Below are 16,145 nucleotides of genomic sequence, written 5' to 3' on the forward strand. Positions count from 1 at the left end.
GGGGAGCTTGTGACGAGTTGGGGAGATTCCTTGATGCATCACGGTTCCGCCGTGCCGCGCCGCGCCAGACTCCGGCGCGGTGCCGCGGCCCTGACCTTCGTGGCGCTGACGGCCGGCACCGCCCTCACGGGTGCGCCGGCCGCGACGGCCGCCGGGAGTGCGGCGCTCGCCGGGAAGGCGTGCGCACCGACGGAGGGCTTCTCCGGCTGCCGGCTGTTCGATCCGGCGACGGCGAAGCAGGAGTTCACGGTGCCGGCCGGCGTGACGGGCCTGGACGTCCGGGCCTGGGGAGAGGGCGGCGGCGGCAACTCCATGACGAGCGGCGGCGCGGGCGGCTTCGTCGGCGGCACCCTGAAGGTCAGTCCGGGAGAGGCGCTGAGCATCGCCGTCGCGGGGCCGAACGCCGGTGACGCCCGCGGCGGCAAGGGCGGCAGCAACCTCGCGGACCGCGGCGGCAACAGCAGTGCCATCCGCACCAGCGGCGGCTCGGCGCTGGTCGTCGCCGGCGGCGGTGGCGGCGGGGGCGGCGACGTCGCCCACGGCCAGGCGGGCGCCGCCGGTGGTGAGTCCGGCCAGGACGCCTTGGAGAAGGGGCGTGGCGGCAAGGGCGCCTCCGGCGCGCAGGGCGGTGCGGGCACCGGCAACGGCGCCGCGGGCGCCGACCACGCCAAGGGCGGTGCCGGCGGGGCCGGCGGCGCGGGCCGTTACGGCGGTGGCGGCGGCGGTGCCGGCTACGCGGGCGGTGGCGGCGGCACGGGTGCCGAGACCGGCTCCACCACCGGCAACGACCCCACCACCGGCAGCGGTGGCGGCGGCTCCAGCTACGCCGAACCGGCCCGGGTGGACGACGCCCGGCTCGTCGTCGGCAGCGGCAACAAGGCTCCGGAGAAGAACGACCCGTTCTGGGCCCCCTCCGGCGACCCGGTCAACTCCGGGGTGGCCGAGGGCGGCGCCAACGCGCCCGGCGGACCCGGCCGGATCGTCCTCCAGTGGCGGGGCCTGCCCGTCGACCGGCTGGCCCAGGTCACCGGCACCGACGTGACGACCCAGCCGGGCACCGACGTCAAGCCGCTGGCCGTGGTGGCGCAGGGCAAGGACGGCAAGCCGGTCGCGGACGCGTCCGTGACCTACACCGTCGAGGACCCGGACGGCCTGAAGCCGTTCTTCTACCTCACCGGCGGCCCCGACGGCGACACGACGGTCGTGGCGACCGACGCGCAGGGCCGGGCGCAGTCCCCGTGGATCGGCCTGGGCAGCCGCAAGGAGGGTTCGTTCACCGTCCGGGCGAAGACCCAGGGCGCGTCGACGGCCTTCACCGTGCGGGTCAAGGAGTCCCCGTACGTCGTGAGTGCCTCCGACGGCGACAAGCAGAAGGCCGAGCAGGGCCAGGACTTCGCCGAAGCGCTGGTCGCCCGGGTGGTCAAGTCGGGCGCGACGGCACCGGCCGGCACCGAGGTGGAGTTCCGCGTCGAGGACACCGCCGAGGACGCGCCCCGCTTCGAGGGCGAGGACCGGGTGGTCCGCGTGAAGACCGACGCCTCGGGCAAAGCGACGGCCCCGGCCCTGACCGCCGGTGAGGGCACGGGCACGTACACCGTGGCCGCCTCGGTCGGGGACGCCATGACCCAGTTCGCGGTCGAGGTCGTCGAGGGCGACGGCTCGCAGGAGCCCGGCCCGGGTGACGGGTCCGCCTCGCCGTCCCCGAGCCCCACGGATGACCCGAGCCCCTCCGCGGAGCCGAGCCCGTCGAGCAGTGACGCCACGTCCGGCACGACCGGCGGTGACGGCACCTCGACCACGGGCGGCACGTCGACGAATCTCGACGGCGGCAGCCTCGCCTCCACCGGCGCGGGCGGCATCGGCCTGCTCCTCGCGGCGGCCGCGGGCCTGGCCGCGGTGGGCTTCGCCGCGTTCCGCTTCGCCCCGCGCCTGAAGCTCCGGTCGCGCGACAACGCCTGACGCCCGGCCACGGAGACCGCCCGGCCCCGGCTTCCGGGGGCGGGCGGTCTCCGTTTCGTTGTGCGGAACCTTTGCCCGTGGGTCGGGCGTTGGAAGGGTGTGCGCGCGTGAGCGGGTGCGCCAGGTGATGCCGACTAGTACCGAGGTGACGTCAATGGCAGTGTGGGACCGGCTCAAGGACCAGGCCAAGGCTCTCCAGCAGAATCAGGGCGGCCGGGGTGCGACGACCGGTGGGCACAGCGGCGGGGCGAGGTCCGGCGGCGGCAGCAAGGCCCAGCTGGTCGGGCTGCTGAAGACGCAGCTCGGGTCGCTGAAGAACGAGCTGAAGAGCGGTGCCTACCGGGACGCGAGCATGGCGATGTGCGCCCTGGTCGCGGCGGCCGACGGGCAGGTGGACCCGGCCGAGCGCCAGCAGGTCGAGTCGATGATCCTCAGCAACGACGTACTTCAGAACTTCCCGCCGGAGCAGCTGCGCACGCGGTTCAACAAGCATGTGGACCAGCTGACGGCCAACTTCCAGTACGGCAAGACCGAGGCGATGCAGGAGATCGCCAAGGCCGCCAAGAAGCCCACCGAGGCCAGGGCCGTGATCCAGACGGGCATGGTCATCGCCGGCGCCGACGGCCACTTCTCCCAGGCCGAGGCCACGGTCCTGCGCGAGGCCTGTGCGGCGCTGGGGGTGTCCCCGGCCGAGTTCCAGCTCTGACCGGGTGAGCCGGGCCTCTGCCGCTCACGGATCGAGCAGGGCGTCCACGACCGGGCGAACCACCGCACGCGGCGGCTCCGCCGGGCCGGTCGTCCGGGGTCTGTTCGCCGCGGTTGCGCCTGCGGCGACTCCGGGGCGTGCGTCTGGGTCAGCCTGCGACGCCTCCGCCATGCGGGTCGTCCGGGGTCCGCTCGCCGCTGTCCCGGGCGACTCGGCACGGGGCGGTACTCCGCGGTTTCGCCGGGGGCGGCACCGAGGCGTGCGCCTGGGTCCGCGTGCGGCGGCTCCGCCTGGCCGGTCGTGCGGGGTCTGTTCGCCGCTGTCCTGGGCGAGTTCGCACGGGGCGGTACTCCGCGGTTGCGCCGACGGCGGCGCCGAGGCTTGCGCCTGGGTCCGCCTGCGGCGGCGCCGAGGCTTGTGGGCGCACCGTACCGGCTGCGGCGCCCCCCCCGAGGCCGCCGCAGACACCGGCCCGAGTGCGGCGGCTCACGCCTGGCCGGTCGTCCGGGGTCTGTTCGCCGCTGTCCTGGGCGACTCGGCTCGCGGCGGCACTCCGCGGTTGCGCCGGGGGCGGCTCCGAGGCGTGCGCCCGGGGCGGCCTGCGGCGGCTCCGCCGGGCTGGTCGTCCGGGGGCCGCTCGCCGCGGTTGCGCCTGCGGCGGCACCGAGGCGTGCGCCTGGGTTCGCCTGCGGCGGCTCCGGGGCTTGCGCGCCGGGTTCTCCTGCGGTGGATCCGAGGTGTGCGCCCGGGTTCGCCTGCGGAGGCACCCCGCGGTCGTGCCGGGGGCAGTACCTAGACTCGCGCCCAGGTCCGCCGTGAAGGAGACCGTCGTATGACCGCCGATCGGACCGACCCGGGCCGCCGGGCCCTTCTGGCCGCCGCGGTCCTGCTGCCGCTCGCCGCGTGTGGCACGGACGACCGCCCCGCCGGCGGTCCGGAACGCACCCCCACGCCCACCGGCGCGCCGTCGCGGCGAGCGCCGGTCCACCGTCCCCGGCTGACGGACCTGGAGCGGGAGTACGGTGCCCGCGTCGGCGTCTACGCCCTCGCGACCGGCACCGGTGCCACGGTCGTCCACCGGGCCGGCGAACGCTTCGCGTTCTGCTCGACGTTCAAGGCCCTGGCCGCGGCCGCGGTCCTGCACCACCGCACGCTGAGCGGCCTGGACCGGCGCGTCACCTACACCGAGGCCGACCTGCGGTCCACCGCGCCGGTCACCGGCCGGCACGTCACGACCGGGATGACCCTCCGTGAACTCTGCGACGCCGCCGTCCGCTTCAGCGACGGCACGGCGGGCAACCTGCTGATGCGTGACATCGGCGGCCCGCCGAAGCTCACCGCCTACCTGCGCCGGCTCGGCGACGAGGTCAGCCGCATGGACCACTACGAGCCCGAACTGCACGACGTACCGCCCGGCGACCCCGCCGACACCACCACCCCGCAGGCGATCGCCACCGACTTCCGCAGGCTCCTCCTCGGGACCGCCCTGCCCACCGGGGAACGCCGGCTCCTGACGGACTGGCTCTCGCGCAACGCCACCGAGGTCGGAGCCCGCCGCATCCGGGCCGGACTCCCCCGGGGCTGGAAGGTGGCCGACAAGACCGGCACGGGCGACTACGGCAGGGCCAACGACATCGCCGTCGTCCACCCGCCCCGCACCGAGCCGCTCGTCCTGGCCGTCATGACCGACCGGCCCGGCCGCGACGCCGAACCCTCGGACGCCCTGATCGCCGAGGCGACCCGGCGGGCCATCGCCGCCCTGCGGCTCCCGGGGATTCCGTCGCCGTCTATAACGGGGCCATGATCTATCACGTCGTACCGAGCACCGTCTGGGCCGGTGCCGGCCGGTCCTACGCGCCCGCCTCCCTCGCCGAGGAGGGCTTCGTGCACTGCTCCCCGGACGAGGCGACCACGCTGGCCGTCGTCAACGCCTTCTACCGGGACGCGCCCCGGCCTCTGCTGGTGCTCGCCCTGGACGAGACGCGGCTGGCCGCCAGGGTGGAGTGGGAGGCGGCGGCCCCCGCCCCGCCGCCGGGGGTCGCCGGGGACGTACTGTTCCCGCACGTGTTCGGCCCCCTCGACCGGGACGCCGTCGACCACGTCCTGGAGGTGTGTTTCGACGGGCAGGGCCGGGCCGCGGAGCTGCGTACGGCAGGATGACCGGGTGATCGAACAGAAGTCCGCCCCGGGTGCTCCTGGCCTCTCCCTGCGCCCCGTCCGGGGAGCGGCCCGCTGCGCCGTCGCGGCCCTCGCCCTCGCCGGGGCCGCCTGGGTGGCCCGGGCGGTCTGGCACATCCGGCTCGCCACGGCGGGACAGCCGGCGTCCGGCCCGCCCGACCAGGGCGGCGGCGTGCACCGGCCCCTGAACCCCCTGGAGGACTCCTACCACCTGGTCGCCTCCGTGGGCAGCGCCGTCACAGCCCTCTGCGTGATCGTGTTCCTGCTCTGGCTGGACCGGATGAGGGACAACGCCAAGGCCCTCTCGGGCGCGGACCCGCGCTACGGCTACCCCTGGCTCTGGGTGGGCTGGATCGTCCCCGTCGTGAACCTGTGGATACCCCGGGGCATCGTCGCGGACGTCCACCGCTCGGTCTTCCCCGAGCGGCGGCTGCCGGCCGTCGTGAACTGGTGGTGGGGCCTGTGGCTGGCCGGCCTGGCCGGCGGCGTGGGGATCATCTACTCCGACGACACGGACGAGATCATCGCCCGCGCCTACAACGGCGTCCTGCCCCTGCTCGCCGCCGACCTGGTGATCGTCGCCGCGGCCGGGGCCGCCGCCCTCATGGTCCACACGCTCACGACGGCACAGCAGGAGCACGTCGCCGGCCGGGGCTACTGACCGGGCCGCAGCGGCCGGTGCACCGACACGGCGAAGGAGGCCGTGACCGGCACCGGCGTCCCCAACCGCCCGGTGCGGTACCGCAGTTCCTCGGCGGTGAGGTGATGCGCGGTCGGACTCATGCCCACCAGGCGGGTGATGTCCTCGGCCGTGAGCCTCATCGCGTACTCCAGCGGCTCGGTGCGATCGAGCCGGAAGCGGGCGTCCAGGGTCCGGCGCACACGCTCCTCCTTCCTCGGGTCGACCGCCAGCAGCCCGACCGGACCGCGCAGTTCACGCAGGTGCCGCACGGTGGGGGTGACGACGAGCAGCGCGCCGTCCGGGCCGAGGACGCGGGCGAACTCGGGCCCGTTGCGGGGCGCGAAGACGTTGAGGACGAGGTCGGCGCAGCCGGTGCGCACCGGCCACGGCTGCCACACGTCCCAGCGGGCGGCCTCCGCACGGGCATGCGCGCGGGCCGCCGCGCGCAGGGCGGGCACGGAGCTGTCCAGCCCCAGGCCCAAAGCCCCGGGCAGGGAGTCCAGGACGGCCGCGAGGTAGTGCCCGGAGCCCGTCCCGGCGTCCAGGACGGTGGCGTCGGGCGGGGCCAGCTCCCCGGCGAGGCGCGCGAGGGTGCGGACCAGCGGGTCGTAGTGCCCGGCGCCGAGGAACGCGGCGCGGCAGCGGACCATGTCGGGGGAGTCGGCGCTCGGCGCGCGCCGGTGGCCGGTCAGCAGGCTGACGTAGCCGTGGCGGGCGATGTCGAAGGTGTGCCGGTTGGCGCAGCGCAGGGCACCGCGGGTGGGTTCGAGACCGGCTGGGCACTGGGGGCAGGTCAGGACGGACAGGAGTCGGTCGGACGGCATGGGTGCTCCTCTGAACGCGGCGCACCGCCGGGCAGCGGGGGTGCGCCGCGTGCGGCGGCGGACGGTGGGGCGTCGGCGCCCGCCGGACGGCTGCCGGGAAGGGCAGCGGGGGCGGGAACGCCGAGGAGGGCGACGTGACCGATTCACGTCGCCGTCCTCACCGCGGCGTCAGAGGAAGCAGTGGGGCAGGGCGTTGCATGCCAGAGCCATGCGTCCAGGTTACCGGCCCACCCTGCCGCCCCTCTCCTGAACTTCGGGGGTTATCGTCCGCCGGTGAGCGAACTGTCGGCTGTGTACCTGCCGGAACCGACCGTCGGACGGCTGCTGGGGTCGTGGCAGCCGGACGTCCCCGCCCTCCTGCTCGTCGCCGTGCTGGGCGGGCTCTACGGCTGGGGTGTCGTCCGGGTGCGCCGACGGGGCCGGTCCTGGCCGCCGGCGCGGCTCGCCGCCTTCGTGCTGCTCGGGCTCGGGACGATCGTCGTGGCCACGATGTCCGGCCTGGCCGCCTACGACCACGAGCTGTTCTGGCCGGCCGCCGTGCAGAACGTCGGGCTCGATCTGCTCGCTCCGCTGGGCCTCGCCCTGGGGGATCCGCTGCGGCTCGCGGTGGAGGCGCTGCCGGAGGGCGGCGCGGGCCGGGTGCGGCGGGTGCTGACCGGCCGTCTGGTCCGGCTGCTGACGTTCCCCCTCGTCAGCACGGTCCTGGTGCTGGCCACCGAACTGGCCGTCTATTTCACGCCGTACTTCGCCACCGCGCTGCGGGTGGGCTGGCTGCACGAACTGATGTATCTCCATCTGCTGGCGGCCGGCTGCCTGTTCGTACTGCCGGTGCTCACCCGCGAGCAGGCCCTGCCCGCCTGGTGCACCCACCCGGTCCGGGCGGCCCTGGTCTTCCTGGACGGGGTCGTCGACGCCGTGCCCGGGCTGGTGGTCATGACGCACGGGACGCTGATCGCGGGCGCCTGGTACCTGCACCACGCGCCGCCCTGGTCCCCTGATGTCCACCATGACCAGCAGCTCGGCGGCGGAGCCATGCTGGGCATCTCCGAACTGGTGGCGCTTCCCTTCCTGCTGGTGGTCCTCGCGCAGTGGGTGCGGGCCGAGCGGGCCCAGACGGCCGTACTGGACCGGCGTCTCGACGGGGAACTCGCCCCCGCCGCCCCCGCCGGGCAGGGGCCGGCGGAACTGGTCCGGCCCTGGTGGGAGACCGAGGAGGGTGAGGTGGCGGAGCGGGTGCGGCGGCAGGGGCGGGGCGACTGACGCGGGCCGTCAGCGGCTGCCGGCGGCCGACCGGTCCGGGCTCGGGCGGGCCGCCGGGGGGACGTGGCGTACCGAGGTGGGGGTGGCCGACGGGGCGCGGGACGCCTCCGCCGGACCGGTCACCTCCCTCTCCGGAGTGGCGGGGCCGCCCGCGGCACGGGGGGCGTCCGTGGCGGGGCGACGTGTGCCCGGGGACGACGGGCGCGACGACTCGGACGGGGACGGTACCGGGGTGGGTGACGCCGACGGGGTGGGTGACGCCGACGGGGTGGGCGGCGCCGTCCGCGTGACGGGCGGGGCCATCGGGATCGTCGGTGTGGTGGGGCGTTCGGGTGCCGTGTGACGCAGGGGGATGCTGATGAGGACGGCCGCTACGCAGCACAGACCCGCCCCGGCAGCGGTGCGCAGCAGACGGCGGCGGGTCGCCCGGCGGCGGATCGTCTCGAACTGGCCGGGGGGCACGCCCAGGTAGTCGGTCGAGGAGGGGCGCAGGATCACGGCGAGCGGGTCGTCGGTGCCGGGCTCGGGGCCGTCGTCGTCAAGGCGTGTGGTCAAGGCTTCTCCTCAGGTGGACGCGGAGCAGTTCCCGGGCCGCGTGCAGGTCGGCCTTGACGGTTCCTTCCTTGCGCCCGGTCAGTGCGGACACCTCCCGGATCGGCATGTCAGCGTAGTAGTGCAGGAGGATCGGGACGCGGAGTCGTTCCGGCAGCGACTGCACGAGCAGCCGCACCGACGGGTCCGCCTGTTCGGGGTGGGGGCGCACGGCGGCCTCCGAGGTGACGCGGTGCATCGCCCGGCGCTCGCGCTCCAGCTTGCGCCAGTGGTCCCGGACCAGGTTGGCCGCGGTGACGTAGAGGAACCCGCGGGGCTCCTCCACGGACGTCCAGCGGGCCCAGAGCCGGGTGAACGCCTCCGATGCGATCTCGTGGGCCGTCCCGTCGTCGTCGACGAGCCGGCGGCACCAGCCGGCGAGGCGCGGGTAGAGGGCGGCGAACAGCTCGGACGCTGCCTTCTCGCGGGACCGTTTCAACGCTCTCCAGTGGTGGGGTACTTCGCGGCGCTCAGCGCCGCGAACACGATCACGTTGTCCGCGTAGCCGTCGCCGGTCCGTGCTCCGCCGCACGTGATCAGGCGCAGCTCGGGGCGGCCCACGTTCCCGTAGACGTCGTCCGCCGGGAAGTCGGTTCTGGGGACGGTCCGCACCGCCGTGACGGCGAACTCCGCCGCCGTGCCGTTCTCCAGGCGCGCCGTGATCCGCTCACCCCGGCGCAGCCGGGCGAGGTGCCGGAAGACTCCGTCGCCGTACGGGCCGACGGTGACGTGGCCGAGGAGCACCGACGGACCGGTCTGGCCGGGCGTCGGCGAGTGCCGGTACCAGCCCGCCCGGTCGTGGGCCGTGACCGGCGGCACCTGCACCGTGCCGTCGGCCGCCAGACCCAGCCGGAGGACCGGGGTGTCGACGCCGATCGAGGGGATCAGCAGCCGCACCGGGACCGAACGGGCCAGCGGGCGTGCCCTCCTGGCCGGGACCGGCGAAGCGGTCGTCTCCGGCCGGGGCGGGGTGGTCCCGTGGCCCGCGCACGCCGTCAGCAGGGACGCCAGCGCCCCGGCCGTGACGGCGCGCCTGGAGAACGAGTTCATGCCCCGGTCGCCCGGCGGCGGCGTACGACGAAGACCGTGCCGCCCCCCAGGGCGAGCACCGCGGCGGCGCCCGCGCCGAGAGCCGTGCCGTCGCTCCCGGAGGCCGTGGACGCCGTCACACCGGTGTCGGGTGCGCCGCTCGGCACGCGGGAGACCTGCCCCTCGGCGGGCGCCCGGGTCGGTCCGTCAGTGGCCGGCGCCGGGGTCGGTCCGTCAGTGGCCGGTTCCGGGGTCGGTTCGGCCGCCCGGGTCGGTTCGGCGCTCTGCTCCGGCTGGGTGGTGGGCGCGGCGGACGCCGGGACCGGGCTCGGGGTCGCCGGCCCGTCGGCGAACGCGGTTCCGGTGCCCATCAGGACGGCGGTGCCCGTGAGGGCCAGGGCGCACAGGACAGTTCGGCGCATGGAATCGCACTCCTTCGTCGGTCGCCCGGTGGTCGGGCTGGGTGACGGATCGTGCGGAGAGACGAGGCGGCGCCGGGGCGGGTTGTAAAGAGATGGCAAAGCCGCCGCAGGGGCTCCGAAATAACCTGTCGCGCGCGGGAGTCGGGGCCGCTAGCATCCATCGCGATGACGACTCACTCTGTCAACAGATTGGGGGACCCGTCCGCGCAAGGTGAGTGCTGATGCTCACCGACCTCGCGAACGGGGACTTCCCGCTTTCCTTCTGGCCGCGCGTGCGCGAGTTCGCCGTGCCGCCCTCCATGATCGAGACCGCGACCGCGCGCCGCCGTGCCGGTGACTGGGCGGGCGCCTGCGCCGCCGCGAACATCGACGTCGACCTTCAGCCGCGTCTCCTGGCCCGGCGCCACGGACGGGAGTTCGCCGCCCGGCTCCGTGCCGACCTCCGGCACCTCGCCCCCGACCTGCTGCGCTGGCACATGCCGAGGATCGCCCCCGACGGGCTGCTGCGGCCGGGCCTGACCCTCACCCTGGCCCGCTACGGCGCCACCGGTCCGGGAGCGCTGCACCTCGTGGTGCGGACGCCCCCGGCCTGGGCGGACGCCGGGCAGCGGATCAGCCTCGACCTGTGGGACGCCTCCCGGGCGCGGGAGGCCCACCGGCATCATCCGCACCCGCGTCCCAGCCGGCGCTTCCGGCTCGACCTGCACCGCCACCTGTGGGACGCCCGCCGGGCCGGCGAACTGCGGGCGCGGTCCGGCGAGGGCGGTGCGTTCCCGGATCCGGCCGGGCCGCCGACGCTCGGGCAGCGGTGCGCCGTCGACCGGTGGGCGGCCGAGGCGGAGATCCTGCTGCGGGCCGAACAGCGGTCCGGCGGCAAGGTCTCCGTGCGCCTCGGGACGCGCCACCGGGTCGTCCTGGAGGTGTCCGACGGCGGCGCGCGGACGGCGATGTCCTCCGCACGCGCCCCCGACGCCTCGCTCCCCGTGCTGCCCGACGCGGCGACCTGGGTGCTGCCCGACCTGGAGCTGCTGCGGGCCGGGGCGATCGACGCCGGGCGGCTGCATCCGCTGGTCGCCGCGGCGCTGGGGGCCGAGCGGACCGGCGGCCCCGGCGCGCCGCGCCGGACCGGTGACCCGCGGGTGGTGGAGTGCCGGGGCGCCCGGCACCGGATCGGCCTGGTCGACGGCGCACTGGCCGCCCTCGACCACGACCCGGACGAGATCCGGCGGGAGGAACTGCTCGCCGCCCTCGGGGGTCCCCCGCTGCCCTGTCTGCGGGCCGTCGACGCGGCACACCGCCGCCCCGACTGCCTCCCCGGCGTCCGCGAACGCCTCCACCACGGAGACGTCGCCGGTGCGCTCGCCGCGGTCGAGAGCCTGCTCGGCCCCGAGGCGGTGCTGCGCGACGGACCGCTGCGGGATGCGCTGGAGACGGCCGCCCGACGGCGCATCGCCCACGGGCTGTACCGCGCGGGCCTGGAGGGCCCGTCGCCCGGCAGCCTGCGCCCCTGGGGCCGCCGCCTCTCCCGCGACGACGACCCGCACCCACGCCCCGTGTGACCCGGCCCGACCCGGCCGGGGCGAACGCCCTGCCCCCACCCTGCCCTGCATTCCACCGAGACGGCTCACCACCGGCACACAGGTGATCACCCATGCGCTCTCACACCTCGTTCCCGTCCGACACCGCCGCCCGGCTCGACGTGGCCGGTGACCTGCTGGCCCTGCTGCGGGACACCACCACCGAACCCCGCCCCGACACCCAGCTGGAGGCCCTCACCCTGGCCGTCGCCGCCGACCTGCCGGTGCTGCTGTGGGGCGAACCGGGCATCGGCAAGACCGCGGCCCTGACCCAGCTCGCCACCGCCCTGGACCTGCCCCTGACCACGGTGATCGCCAGCGTGCACGAGCCGTCCGACTTCTCGGGGCTGCCGATCGTCGGCGACGACCCCGCCGAGCAGGGCGTGCCGATGGCCCCGCCGGACTGGGCCGTGCGCCTGGTGCGGGCCGGGCGCGGGCTGCTGTTCCTCGACGAACTCTCCACCGCGCCGCCCGCCGTTCAGGCCGCCCTGCTCCGGCTCGTGCTGGAGCGGCGGATCGGCGCGCTGCGACTGCCGCCGGGCGTGCGGATCGTGGCCGCCGCCAACCCGCGTTCCTCGGCCGCGGACGGCTGGGAACTGAGCCCTCCCCTCGCCAACCGCTTCGTCCACCTGCTGTGGACGCACGACACCGACGTCGTCGTGCGCGGCCTCGGCGGGATCTGGCCCCGGGCGACCCTGCCCCGCCTCGACCCGGACAAGCTCCCGGAGGCCGTGGACCTCGCCCGCCGGGCCGTGTGCGGGCTGCTCGCCGCACGACCCGAGCTCACGCACCGGCTGCCCGGCGGGGAGACCCGCCGGGGCGGGCCGTGGCCGTCCCCGCGCAGCTGGGAGATGACGCTGCACCTGATCGCCTTCGCGACCGCGGCCGGCTCCTCCCGTGACGTCCTCTCGCTGCTGGTCCGGGGCACCGTCGGGGACGGGCCCGGGCTCGAACTGCTGGCGAGCATGGACCGGATGGATCTCCCGGACCCCGAGACGCTGCTGGCCGACCCGGCCGGTGCGGTGCTGCCGGAGCGCGGGGATCTGCGGCAGGCCGCGCTGGACGGCGTCGTGGCCGCCGTGCGCAACCGCCCGGAGCGGCTGCGCTGGGACGCGGCCTGGGCGCTCCTGGCGAAGGCCCTGGAGACCGGCCCCCCGGATGTGGTGGTCGTCCCCGCGACCACGCTCGCCGCCCTGCGCCGGGACGACTGGGACGTCCCGGCGTCCGTCGAGCGCCTGGCCGGAGTGGTGTCCCTGTCCCGGCGGGCGGACCGGGCCACGGCCGCCGTCGCGGCCGCCGCCGCGGCGAAGGCGGGCCGATGACGGCCGCCGGCCGGGGCCGCGACCGGGGCGGGCCGACGACGACCGACGCGCCTGAGGCGGCCCTTGGGCCGACGGCGACCGGTGCGCCGGAGGTGGCCCTTGAGGCCCCCCGTGGATCGACGGCGACCGCTGTGCCCGGGGCGGCCCCTGGGGCGATGGCGACCGGTGCGTCTGAGGCCGCTCTTGGGCCGGCGACGGGTGCGCCCGAGGCCGCTCCCGGACCGACGGCCAGCGGTGCGCCTGGGGCGGCCCCTGGGGCGATGGCGACCGGTGCGTTTGAGGCCGCTCTTGGGCCGGCGACGGGTGTGCCCGAGGCCGCTCCCGGACCGACGGCCAGCGGTGCGCCTGGGGCGGCCCCTGGGGCGATGGCGACCGGTGCGTCTGAGGCCGCTCCTGGGCCGGCGACGGGTGTGCCCGAGGCCGCTCCCGGATCGACGGTGACCGGTGTGCCCGAGGCCGTCCCCGGACCGATGGTGACCGGTGTGCCCGAGGCCGTCCCCGGACCGACGGCGACCGGCGCGCCGGACGCGCCCGGGGTCCTCGACCGGGACAAGCTCTTCACGGCCCGTCTGCACGCCGCCCGCGTCCGCCCCTACCTCGCCACGGCCCTCTTCGCCCTGCACGTCGTCGCGTCGCGGCGGGTGCCGACGATGGGTGTCGACCGCTACTGGCGGTGTTATGTGTCGCCGGCGTACGTGGACCGCACGCCCGTCGAGGAACTGGCCGGAGTGTGGGTGCACGAGGTGTCGCACCTGCTGCGCGACCACCATGCCCGCAGCGACCGGGTCGCCCGCGAGCGGGGCCTCAGCGGCCCGGGGGAGCGGCTGCGGATGAACATCGCCGCGGACTTCGAGATCAACGACGACGTCTACGGCGACGGCCTGGCCCGCCCGGAAGGAGTCGTCGAACCGGGCCATCTCGGCCTGTCGGAGAACGAGTTGATGGAGGAGTACCTGCGGCAGTTCACCCTGGGCCCGCGCTCACAGGACCTGGCCTGGCTCGACTGCGGCAGCGGCGCCGACGGCCTGGAGCGGGAGTGGGAACTCGGCCCGGACGGCGCGCACGGCCTGAGCGAGCAGGAGCGCGACGCGGTCCGCTTCCGGGTCGCCCAGGGCATCACCGGCCGCCCCGGCAACGCCCCGCAGGGTTGGCGACGCTGGGCCGAGGAGGCCTTCCACCCGCCCCAGCCGTGGCGGCAGCTGCTGGGCGCGGCGGTCCGCTCGGCGGCCTCCGCCCCCGGCGCGGGAGAGGACTACACCTACGGCCGCCCCGCCCGCCGCTCCACCGCACTGCCCGGCACGGTCCTGCCGAGCCTGCGCCGCCGCCCGCCCCGCGTCGCCGTCGTCATCGACACCTCGGGCTCGGTCAGCGACGCCGAACTGGGCAGCGCCCTGCTGGAAGTGGCCGCGATCGCCCGGGCCGTGGGAGGCCGCCGTGACCTGGTCACGGTGGTGCCCTGCGACGCCTCGGCCGGGGTCGCCCGCCGCCTGTGCGGCCCCGAGGGCATCCCGCTCACGGGCGGCGGCGGCACGGACCTGCGGGCCGGCTTCACCCGCGCCCTGCGCACCCGCCCGGCCCCCGACGTCGTCGTCGCCCTCACCGACGGCCAGACTCCCTGGCCGGAGGCCCGGCCCCCGTGCCGCACGGTGATCGGCCTCTTCCCGCGCCAGTACGCACCTCACGCCTACGACGAGTCCGACCCCGAGTACGTCCCGGACACACCCCCGGCGTGGGCCCGGGTGGTCGACATCGGCTCCTGAACGCCCTACGGCCGGGGCAGCAGCCCCCGTTCCATCGCCACCACCACCGCCCTCGTCCGGTCGTTCACGTCGAGCTTGGCGAACAGGCGGAGCAGGTGCGTCTTCACCGTGGCCTCGGCGATGACGAGCCGACGGCCGATCTCGGCGTTGGTGAGTCCGTCCGCGACCGCGTTCAGCACGTCCGACTCGCGGGCCGTCAAGGGGACGTGAGCGGGCTGGCGCATCCGGGCGACCAGGCGTTCGGCGACCCGGGGCGCCAGCACGGTCTCGCCGCGGGCCGCCGCGTGGATCGCGTCGGCCAGCTGCTCACGGGTGGTGTCCTTCAAGAGGTAGCCGATCGCCCCGGCCTCCACCGCGCGCTCGATCTCCGCGTCCGTGTCGTACGTGGTCAGGATCAGCACCCTGGTGCGGGGGAACCGCGCCACGATCTCGGTGGTGGTGGCCACGCCGTCCAGGACGGGCATCCGCAGGTCGACCAGGGCCACATCGGGTGCGTGGCGTGCGACGAGGTCGAGGGCGGCGCGGCCGTCGCCCGCCTCGCCGACGATCTCGATGCCGGTCCCGGCGGCGAGCAGGGCCACCACTCCGGCGCGCATGACGGTGTGGTCGTCGGCGACGACGATGCGCAGCGGTCCGTTCGTCATGCCGCGGCCCCCGGCGGTATCAGCGCCAGGACCCGGGTCCCGTCCCCCAACGAACTCGTCACCGTCAGCCTCCCGCCCAGCTCCGCCAGTCGTTTGCGCATGCCGTCCAGACCGAAGCCCGACGACTCCTCCACCGAGAACCCCGCCCCGTCGTCGGTGATCTCCAGCTCCACCCCGTACGGCTGCCGGGCCAGGACCACGCCGACCGTGGAGGCCCGGGCGTGCTTGCGGACGTTGGCCAGGGACTCCTGGGTGCAGCGCAGCAGCGCGATCCGGGTCTGCTGGTCGCACTCCAGGTCCTCCAGGTCGGCGTCGACGGTGAGGCCGGTGTCCTCGGCGAAGCGGTCCAGGGTGCGGCGGAGGGTTTCCGCCACCGGACCCGCCGCGGTCTGGTCCGGCCGCCGGCCCGATCCGACCAGCTCCCGCGCCTCGGCGAGGTTCTCCCGTGCGGTGGACTCGATCGACCCCAACTGCCGGCCACTGCGGGCCGGATCGGTGCCGAGGCCCATCCGGGCCGCCTCGGCGAGCACGATGATCGAGGCGAAGCCCTGCGCGAGGGTGTCGTGAATGTCGCGGGCCATCCGCTCCCGCTCGTCCGCCGCGCCCTGGCGCTGGTGCGCCTCGGTCAACTCGGCCTGCGCCTCCTCCAGTTCGGCGAGCAACCGGGCCCGTTCGGCGCTCTGCGCGACCACGGAGTGCGCCCACAGCCCGATCAGCGCCCCCACGGCGACGACGAGCAGGGTCGACACGAGCGTCTCGGTGAAGAACTCCACCGTCCAGCCGTCGTCCCGCAGCACGCTCCCGGCCAGGGTCGCGACCGCGGCGAGCCCCAGGAACACCATCGCGGCCCTCGGCGTCCGCCCGAACATCCAGTAGTGCGGCAGCGTCACCATGAACAAGGCCGCGTAGTTGCCGCGCAGATAGGCCAGCCCGCCCAACGCCACCACCAGCGCCGACAGGTACACGTGCGGCCGTACGACGGGGTTGGCCGGGAAGCGGTCGAGGGCCCCGTAGCAGAGCACCACACCTCCGAGCAGGACCAGCGCCGCGCACTTGCTCCCGCCGGGCCGGTTCATGGCGACCAGCCCGACGGCCATCAGGGCGAACAGCAGCCAGCACACCGCGTTCCAGCGGCGCAGCGAGGTGGCCCACAAGACGTCGGCGGTGGATCCGGCGAGAGCGGTCATACCG

Annotated in this window: 16 protein-coding genes; 9 read left to right on the forward strand and 7 right to left on the reverse strand. The window is 75.7% G+C overall.

Annotated elements, in window-relative coordinates; genetic code table 11:
• The first annotated feature begins 33 nt into the window (after positions 1–33).
• From AB0E85_RS13470 to AB0E85_RS13490, 5 genes are all read left to right on the forward strand, one after another.
• Positions 34–1,959: a hypothetical protein gene (locus AB0E85_RS13470; protein WP_361925718.1), complete on the forward strand. Its 1,926-nt coding sequence runs from the start codon at positions 34–36 to the stop codon at positions 1,957–1,959.
• A gap of 154 nt (positions 1,960–2,113) precedes the next feature.
• Positions 2,114–2,665 (forward strand): TerB family tellurite resistance protein, encoded by a 552-nt coding sequence (locus AB0E85_RS13475; RefSeq protein WP_184848085.1) that lies wholly within the window; start codon positions 2,114–2,116, stop codon positions 2,663–2,665.
• An 832-nt stretch (positions 2,666–3,497) separates the two neighbouring features.
• A complete protein-coding gene (bla, locus tag AB0E85_RS13480; protein WP_361925721.1) occupies positions 3,498–4,469 on the forward strand; it encodes a class A beta-lactamase in 972 nt (323 codons plus the stop codon).
• Positions 4,466–4,825, forward strand: coding sequence for a DUF952 domain-containing protein (locus tag AB0E85_RS13485; protein WP_361925723.1), 360 nt, complete (start codon positions 4,466–4,468; stop codon positions 4,823–4,825). The genes bla and AB0E85_RS13485 overlap by 4 nt, the downstream gene beginning before the upstream one ends.
• A 4-nt stretch (positions 4,826–4,829) precedes the next feature.
• Entirely contained in the window at positions 4,830–5,504 is a 675-nt protein-coding gene (locus tag AB0E85_RS13490; RefSeq protein WP_361925725.1) for a DUF4328 domain-containing protein, read from the forward strand.
• Here AB0E85_RS13490 and AB0E85_RS13495 read toward each other — a convergent pair.
• Positions 5,498–6,349, reverse strand: a complete 852-nt coding sequence (locus AB0E85_RS13495) for a putative RNA methyltransferase (RefSeq protein ID WP_361925727.1) — start codon at positions 6,347–6,349, stop codon at positions 5,498–5,500. The genes AB0E85_RS13490 and AB0E85_RS13495 overlap by 7 nt on opposite strands.
• 282 nt (positions 6,350–6,631) lie before the next feature.
• Between AB0E85_RS13495 and AB0E85_RS13500 the strand changes: the two genes are divergently transcribed.
• On the forward strand, positions 6,632–7,609 hold the full coding sequence (locus AB0E85_RS13500; RefSeq protein WP_361925909.1) for a cytochrome c oxidase assembly protein: 978 nt from the start codon (positions 6,632–6,634) through the stop codon (positions 7,607–7,609).
• A 9-nt stretch (positions 7,610–7,618) separates the two neighbouring features.
• On the opposite strand, the gene AB0E85_RS13505 is transcribed toward AB0E85_RS13500, so the two are convergent.
• From AB0E85_RS13505 to AB0E85_RS13520, 4 genes are read right to left on the reverse strand one after another with little or no spacing between them, the layout of a single operon-like run.
• Positions 7,619–8,164: a hypothetical protein gene (locus AB0E85_RS13505; protein ID WP_361925729.1), complete on the reverse strand. Its 546-nt coding sequence runs from the start codon at positions 8,162–8,164 to the stop codon at positions 7,619–7,621.
• The gene (locus tag AB0E85_RS13510; protein ID WP_031113208.1) at positions 8,148–8,639 is read right to left on the reverse strand and encodes an RNA polymerase sigma factor; all 492 of its coding nucleotides are present in this window, start codon (positions 8,637–8,639) and stop codon (positions 8,148–8,150) included. Before AB0E85_RS13510 ends, AB0E85_RS13505 begins: the two co-directional genes overlap by 17 nt.
• A complete protein-coding gene (locus AB0E85_RS13515; RefSeq protein WP_361925731.1) occupies positions 8,636–9,250 on the reverse strand; it encodes a class F sortase in 615 nt (204 codons plus the stop codon). The genes AB0E85_RS13510 and AB0E85_RS13515 overlap by 4 nt, the downstream gene beginning before the upstream one ends.
• Positions 9,247–9,651, reverse strand: a complete 405-nt coding sequence (locus AB0E85_RS13520) for a sortase-dependent protein (RefSeq protein WP_361925733.1) — start codon at positions 9,649–9,651, stop codon at positions 9,247–9,249. The genes AB0E85_RS13515 and AB0E85_RS13520 overlap by 4 nt, the downstream gene beginning before the upstream one ends.
• Positions 9,652–9,872: 221 nt before the next feature.
• On the opposite strand from AB0E85_RS13520, the gene AB0E85_RS13525 reads away from it, so the two are divergent.
• From AB0E85_RS13525 to AB0E85_RS13535, 3 genes are all read left to right on the forward strand, one after another.
• Positions 9,873–11,210 (forward strand): hypothetical protein, encoded by a 1,338-nt coding sequence (locus tag AB0E85_RS13525; protein WP_361925735.1) that lies wholly within the window; start codon positions 9,873–9,875, stop codon positions 11,208–11,210.
• Between the two features lie 92 nt (positions 11,211–11,302).
• On the forward strand, positions 11,303–12,550 hold the full coding sequence (locus AB0E85_RS13530) for a MoxR family ATPase (RefSeq protein ID WP_361925737.1): 1,248 nt from the start codon (positions 11,303–11,305) through the stop codon (positions 12,548–12,550).
• A gap of 470 nt (positions 12,551–13,020) precedes the next feature.
• Positions 13,021–14,310: a VWA-like domain-containing protein gene (locus AB0E85_RS13535; protein ID WP_361925911.1), complete on the forward strand. Its 1,290-nt coding sequence runs from the start codon at positions 13,021–13,023 to the stop codon at positions 14,308–14,310.
• A gap of 5 nt (positions 14,311–14,315) precedes the next feature.
• On the opposite strand, the gene AB0E85_RS13540 is transcribed toward AB0E85_RS13535, so the two are convergent.
• Together AB0E85_RS13540 and AB0E85_RS13545 are read right to left on the reverse strand one after the other, a co-directional pair.
• Entirely contained in the window at positions 14,316–14,954 is a 639-nt protein-coding gene (locus AB0E85_RS13540; RefSeq protein ID WP_361925739.1) for a response regulator transcription factor, read from the reverse strand.
• Positions 14,951–16,141 carry a sensor histidine kinase gene (locus AB0E85_RS13545; RefSeq protein ID WP_361925741.1) on the reverse strand — a complete coding sequence of 397 codons (1,191 nt, stop codon included), beginning with the start codon at positions 16,139–16,141 and terminating at the stop codon, positions 14,951–14,953. The genes AB0E85_RS13540 and AB0E85_RS13545 overlap by 4 nt, the downstream gene beginning before the upstream one ends.
• Between the last annotated feature and the right edge of the window lie 4 nt (positions 16,142–16,145).

The sequence above is a fragment of the Streptomyces sp. NPDC029044 genome, from assembly GCF_040637495.1.
Taxonomy (GTDB): Bacteria; Actinomycetota; Actinomycetes; order Streptomycetales; family Streptomycetaceae; genus Streptomyces.